Genomic DNA, 4,254 nt, shown 5'->3' with positions numbered 1-4,254 from the left:
GGGTGGGACTGGTGTGGGGCGGTTGGGCGGCCTGACGGGTGCTTGGGGCGGCGTGGTGGGCCGGTAACCGACCAATTTCCGCCGTACGGTGCGGAAACGCGTTCGCGTGGGCCACGGATGGGGGAGGATGGCAGGGTGCGTAAGGTCTGGCTGGGAGTCAGCGTCGGTGCCGCGCTGTGCGCTTCGTTTCTCGCGCTGCTGGTCATCGGCACCTACGTGGTGGCCGGAAACCTGATGGCCGGCACCGCCGGGCAGACGGTGGGCCTGGCGCAGGGCGCCGTTCCGGCCGCGTACCAGCCGCTGGTCCAGAAGTGGGGCAACCTCTGCCCCGCCATCAACCCGGCGCTGCTGGCCGCTCAGCTCTACCAGGAAAGTGGCTGGAACCCGAAGGCGCAGAGCCCGGCGAACGCCAGGGGGATAGCGCAGTTCATCCCGAGCACCTGGGCCACCCATGGCGTGGACGGCGACAAGGACGGCGACCGGGACATCTGGGACCCCCGGGACGCGATCCCGTCGGCCGCCGCCTATGACTGCTCGCTCGCCAAGTACGTGAAGGACGTGCCGGGCGACATCACCGCCAACATGCTGGCCTCGTACAACGCCGGCGCCTACGCGGTGATCAAGTACCGCGGCGTCCCCCCGTACCGCGAGACCCAGAACTACGTGAAGGTCATCACCACCCTGGCCAAGAGCTTCGCGGCCCCGGTGACCCCGGTGGCGCCCTCCCGCCAGGCCGCCGCGGCGATCTACTTCGCCCAGGGCAAGCTGGGCACCCCCTACCTGTGGGGTGGGAACGGCACGCCGGATCAGGGCGGGCGCTTCGACTGCTCGGGGCTCACCAAGGCCGCGTACCACTCGGTCGGCATCGAGCTGCCGCGGGTGGCCAACGACCAGTGGAACGCCGGACCCCACCCCCGGCGCAGCGAGCTGCTCCCCGGCGATCTGGTGTTCTTCGCCTATGACCTGGGGGACCCGCGCTCGATCCACCATGTGGGGATCTACGTCGGCGGCGGGTACATGATCAACGCCCCGTACACCGGAGCGGTGATCCGCTTCGACAAGATCGATACGCCCGATTACATCGGGGCGACGCGCGTGACTCGGGATGGCGCGAAAGCGCTCCCCAGGGGGAACGCTGCGTGAAGCATTGGCCCTGTACTGCCACGATCGGTCACCCTTCGATAACGTCACGGTGATCATTGGGTGGAGGGTGGAACGCAGAGCGTGATCGAGGCGTTCCCTTGGAGTGAGGTAGGAGCAGCACTACCCAGCGGGGGCCGGCAGCTGCACATCGGGACGGAAGAGATAAGGGGCCGCGGCTTATGGCTGGACTCGCACTGGGGTCCCCCTTGGCTGAGCTGAGGGGAGGGGCGGAGTCGAACCCTGACGTCGGGCTTCTGTACGACATCAACGGGCTCGCCAAGGACGCCCCGCACTGGTTCGACCGCGCCATGGAGTTCGTCGGCGAGTTCGGCATCGTCCTCGGCATGGCGCTGGTGATGCTGGGCGCCTGGTGGAGCGTGCGCAAGCGGCCCGCCGACGCGCCCGCCGCGGTCGCCGGGCTGGTGTGGGCCCCGCTGGCGGCCGGGCTGGCGCTGCTCGCCAACATCCCGATCCGCGACTTCGTACAGCGGCCGCGGCCGTTCAAGGACCACCAGGGCCTGGAGGTCCTGGTCGACGGGAAGAACGACTTCTCCTTCGTCAGCGACCACGCCACGCTCACCATGGCGCTCGCCGCGGGCATCTTCATGGCCAGCCGGAAGTACGGCCTGGCGGCGATCGGCCTGGCCCTGCTGGAGGGCTTCTGCCGGGTCTACATGGGCGTGCACTACCCCACGGACGTGATCGGCGGCTTCGCGCTGGGCACCGCGGTCGCCCTGCTGCTGGCCCCGCTGGCGATGATGCTGCTCACGCCGCTGATGCGGGCGATCGGGGGGTCCCGGGCGGCCTGGGTGGTGCACGCCGCCCCGCGTCGCGGCGCGCCGGAGGGCGCCGCCGGGGAGTCCGCGCGGCCGCCGCTGCCGGAACCGCGCCGCAGCGGCCGGGACGAGGACCTGGCCGCCTGACCGCCGCCCGGCCCACCGCCGCGGGAACGCCGAACGGCCGCCGCCTCCCAGGGAGGCGGCGGCCGTTCGGCGTCCGGGACCCTAGAGGGCCTGGGGGAAGTCGAAGAGGCGGTTCGGGTCGTGGCGCTTCTTCACGGTGGCCAAGCGGCCGGCCGCGTCGCCGTAGTAGGCGCTGCGCCAGTTCCGGAGTCCGGCGTCGGTGTAGTTCTGGTACGCGCGGCCGGAGGAGTGCCGCCGCATCGCCGTGTGGGTGCTGTCCAGCCAGGCGCTCTGCGCGCTGCCCGAGCCGCCCGCCGCCCAGGAGGCGGTGTACTGGGCGAGGAACCGGGAGCGCCGGTGGACGAAGGCGGTGGCCTGCGGGGACACCCGGTTGACGGCGCCGCCCAGGGCGGTGAGCGCTATCGCGACCGCGCCGCCCCCGCCGACTCGGCGGCCGTACTGCTCGAGCTGGCCGAGCAGGGTGCGGATGCCGGCCTCGGTCAGTGAGCGGTCGAAGAAGTCGGAGCGGGCGCCGTACGTCTCCCGCGCCAGTATGCCGTCGGGGCTGCGGCCGGGGGTGCGTCCGGGCAGGTGGCTCTGGCTGGTGGTGGCGGTGGAGGTGCCCGCGTACATCCGCATGGCCTCCAAATAGCCGCGCCGGCGCAGGGAGACGCTGCGCGCGGGGCCGGGGCCGCCGGCGCGGTCGGCGAGGTTGTCCACGGCGTTCTGCAGGTCCGTGTAGGTGCCCAGGGAGAAGCAGCTGACGGAGACGGTGGGGGTGCGGCCGGGGGCGGCGGACAGGTGCAGCGCGGACCAGATCTCGTCCGGCCGGCTGGGCCCCCAGTCCTGCCAGGAGCGGAGCAGCGCGGCCGCCTTCGACCAGGGCCAGGTCATATAGGCGGTGACGCCCGCGGCGGCCGGGTGGGTACGGAAGCGGAGCTCGGTGACCACGCCGAAGTTGCCGGCGCCGGCGCCGCGCAGCGCCCAGAACAGTTCGGCCTCGCGGTCCTTGGAGACGTCCAGGCTCCGGCCGTCCGCGGTGATGATCCGGGCGCCGGTGAGGGAGTCGGCGGTGAGCCCGTACGCCCGGGAAACCACGCCGTGGCCGCCGCCCAGGGTGAGGCCGGAGATGCCCACGGTCGGGCAGGAGCCGCCGGGGACGGTGACGCCGTGGGCGGCGAGCTGGGTGTACACGTCGATCAGCTTGGCGCCGGCGCCGATGGTGGCGGCGCCGGTGGTGGTGCGTACCGACTTCAGCAGGGAGACGTCGATGACCAGGCGGCCGTTGCCGCTGGACCAGCCGGCGTAGCTGTGGCCGCCGTTGCGGATGGCGACCGGGATGCCGTGGCGCCGGGCGAAGGCCAGGCACTCGGTGATGTCCGAGGTGTTGCCGACGTAGGCGACGGCGGCCGGGCGCAGCTGGTCGAAGCGGGTGTTGTAGAGCTGCCGGGCGGTGTCGTAGTCGGCGTCGCCGGGGCGGATCAGCCGGCCCCGCAGCCCGCGGCCGAGGGCGGACCAGTCGGTGCCGCGGGGTGCGCTCGGCCGGGCGCCGGAAGTCGGGGGCCGGGTGTTCGGCCCGCTCCCGGCGTCCGCGTCGTCGGCGGGGGTGGTGCGGTGGGATGCCGACCGGTCCGTCCCGTCCTGGCAGCCGACCGTCCCGGCGGCGCTCGCCGTGAGCCCGGTGCCGGCTGCCAGCAGTGTGCGCCTGTTCATGGCGGCCTCCGTTCCTGTCGCCTCTGCTACCCGTTTATGCAGAGGGCGAACGGAAGTTCGCGGTTCCCTCGACCGCGGCGGTCCGGTGGAGGTGGGCGGCGGCGTCCTCGCGGGCGAGGGACCGGGCCCGGCGGGCAGGCCCGTACCAGCCGCAGCTGCAGCGCGCGGTGCAGAAGGAGCCGCGCTCCGTGGTGGTGGCCTGGTGGTCGTGTGGGGCGGGGAGGTCCACGCCGGCTGGATCCAGCACGGGACAACGCTACCGGGGCCGTGACGGGGGCCGGGGCCGGATCGTTGAACCGTGGAGAGAACTCACGGGGGACACCGTGAGCCCGAGCACGGCCAGGGGGTCGGGGCATGGTGAGCCAGCAGCGCGGAGGCGGGCGGACCGCCCCTGCGTCAGGCGGCGGCCGGCGGGCTGCCGGGGTGGTGCCGCGGTGGGCGGCTGAGGTGGTGTCCCGCTGGTCGGGGCGGGGTGTCGGCCGGGCCAGGGCCCGGT

The 4,254-nt window shown here is 73.2% G+C and carries 4 protein-coding genes; 2 read left to right on the top strand and 2 right to left on the bottom strand.

Annotated features, from left to right (window positions below; all coding sequences use genetic code 11):
* Window positions 1–135: 135 nt before the first annotated feature.
* Window positions 136–1,143, top strand: a complete 1,008-nt coding sequence (locus tag E4099_RS29755; RefSeq protein ID WP_135342216.1) for a C40 family peptidase — start codon at window positions 136–138, stop codon at window positions 1,141–1,143.
* Between the two features lie 179 nt (window positions 1,144–1,322).
* Window positions 1,323–2,066, top strand: a complete 744-nt coding sequence (locus tag E4099_RS29750) for a phosphatase PAP2 family protein (protein WP_135342215.1) — start codon at window positions 1,323–1,325, stop codon at window positions 2,064–2,066.
* An 81-nt stretch (window positions 2,067–2,147) separates the two neighbouring features.
* Here the strand turns inward: E4099_RS29750 and E4099_RS29745 are convergent, their stop codons facing one another.
* A complete protein-coding gene (locus tag E4099_RS29745; protein ID WP_135342214.1) occupies window positions 2,148–3,758 on the bottom strand; it encodes an FAD-binding oxidoreductase in 1,611 nt (536 codons plus the stop codon).
* Between the two features lie 34 nt (window positions 3,759–3,792).
* On the bottom strand, window positions 3,793–4,005 hold the full coding sequence (locus tag E4099_RS29740; protein WP_135342213.1) for a hypothetical protein: 213 nt from the start codon (window positions 4,003–4,005) through the stop codon (window positions 3,793–3,795).
* Between the last annotated feature and the right edge of the window lie 249 nt (window positions 4,006–4,254).

The organism is Streptomyces palmae (assembly GCF_004684805.1).
In the GTDB taxonomy this organism is placed as follows: domain Bacteria; phylum Actinomycetota; class Actinomycetes; order Streptomycetales; family Streptomycetaceae; genus Streptomyces; species Streptomyces palmae.
The sequence above is the reverse complement of the archived record's forward strand: the minus strand, read 5'-3'. Positions and strand labels throughout refer to the sequence as shown.